Annotated in this window: 1 protein-coding gene; it reads right to left on the reverse strand. The window is 55.3% G+C overall.

Annotation, left to right across the window (positions count from 1 at the left end):
- The coding region (locus BIY29_RS19765) for a beta strand repeat-containing protein (RefSeq protein WP_121576704.1) at positions 1 to 2,343 on the reverse strand (2,343 nt) is incomplete at both ends.

A 2,343-nucleotide genomic window follows, 5' to 3' on the forward strand; every position in this document is an offset into this window, starting at 1 on the left:
TCACCAGCAACGGTGTCGATAGTGATGGAGGCCTCCGGGGCTACCGTATCGACGGCGTAAGAACGATCGGCGCTTGCCGTAGTGGTATTACCCGCCGCATCGGTGGTGGTGACACTGGCGCTAACTGCCAAGTTGGAAGCCAGTACAGAACCCGGAATATCTATGCTCCAGCTAACACCATCGGCATTGACAGTAGTCTGGTAGGTCTCTGAACCGACTGCTACCGTGACGGTATCACCGGCCTGCACATTGTTGCCAACCTTGCCGGTCACGTTGATGGCTTGATTGGACTCGGCAATATTTACCCTATCGTCACCAGCGACAGTGTCGATAGTGATCGAGGCGTCCGGGGCTACCGTATCGACGGCGTAAGAACGATCGGCGCTTGCCGTAGTGGTATTACCCGCCGCATCGGTGGTGGTGACACTGGCGCTAACTGCCAAGTTGGAAGCCAGTACAGAACCCGGAATATCTACGCTCCAGCTAACACCATCGGCATTGACAGTAGTCTGGTAGGTCTTCGCACCCACGGTGACCGTCACCGCATCACCGGCTTGAACGTTGTTGCCGACCTTGCCGGTCACGTTGATGGCTTGACTGGACTCAGCGATATTCACCACATCATCACCAGCCACGGTGTCGATAGTAATGGAGGCGTCCGGCGCTACCGTATCAACGGTATAAGAACGATTGGCGCTTGCCGTAGTGGTATTACCGGCGGCATCGGCAGTGGTCACGCTGGCACTGACATTGGTGTTCGCCGTCAGAACAGAACCCGGAATATCTATGCTCCAGCTAATTCCATCCGCATTCACTGTGGTCTGGAAGGTCTCCGCACCCACGGTGACCGTCACCGTATCACCGGCTTGAACATTATTACCAACACGACCTGTCACATTAATAGTCTGATTGGACTCGGCGATATTCACCACATCATCACCAGCCACGGTGTCGATAGTAATGGAGGCGTCCGGCGCTATGGTGTCGACAGTGTAAGTACGTTCCGCACTTGCCGTAGTGGTATTACCCGCCGCATCGGTGGTGGTGACACTGGCATTAATCTCGGTGTTCGCCGCCAGTACAGAACCCGGAATATCTACGCTCCAGCTAACACCATCGGCATTGACAGTAGTCTGGTAGGTTTCTGAACCGACTGTTACCGTCACCGCGTCACCGGCCTGAACGTTGTTGCCAACACGACCTGTCACATTAACCGTCTGATTGGACTCATCGATATTCACCCTATCGTCACCAGCAACGGTGTCGATAGTGATGGACGCTTCCGGGGCTATGGTATCAACGGTGTAAGGACGATCCGCACTTACCGTAGTGGTATTACCGGCGGAATCGGTAGTGGTGACACTGGCGCTAACTGCCAAGTTGGAAGCCAGTACAGAACCCGGAATATCTATGCTCCAGCTAACACCATCGGCATTGACAGTAGTCTGGTAGGTCTCCGCACCCACGGTGACCGTCACCGTATCACCGGCTTGAACATTATTACCGACGCGGCCTGTCACATTAATGGTCTGGCCGGACTCGGCGATATTTACCACATCATCACCAGCCACGGTGTCGATAGTAATGGAGGCGTCCGGCGCTACCGTATCAACGGTATAAGAACGATTGGCGCTTGCCGTAGTGGTATTACCCGCCGCATCGGCAGTGGTCACGCTGGCACTGACATTAGTGTTTGCCGCCAGTACGCTGTCCGGGATATTCACGCTCCAGCTAATTCCATCGGCATCGACCGTGGTCTGGTAGGTCTCTGAACCGACGGTGACCGTCACCGCGTCACCGGCTTGAACATTATTACCAACACGACCTGTCACATTAATAGTCTGATTGGACTCATCGATATTCACCATATCGTCACCAGCCACTGTGTCGATAGTGATGGAGGCGTCCGGGGCTATGGTGTCGACAGTGTAAGAACGATCAGCGCTTGCCGTAGTGCTATTACCCGCCGCATCGGCAGTAGTGACGCTGGCATTAATCTCAGTGTTTGCCGCCAGCACGCTGCCCGGTACGCTAACACTCCAGCTAATACCATCGGCATTGACCGTGGTCTGGTAGGTCTCTGAACCGACGGTTACCGTAACCGTATCACCGGCCTGCACATTGTTGCTAACCTTGCCGCTGATATTCACGGACTGGCTGGATTCGGCAATATTTACCCTATCATCACCGGCAATGGTGTCGATGGTGATCGACGCGTCCGGCGCTACCGTATCGACGGCGTAAGGACGGCTGGCCTCTGCGGTGGTGGTATTACCCGCCGCATCAGCAGTGGTCACACTGGCGGTGACATTGGTGTTTGCCGCCAGTACGCTGCCCGGGGTG

The sequence above is a fragment of the Brenneria alni genome, from assembly GCF_003666245.1.
Classification (GTDB): domain Bacteria; phylum Pseudomonadota; class Gammaproteobacteria; order Enterobacterales; family Enterobacteriaceae; genus Brenneria; species Brenneria alni.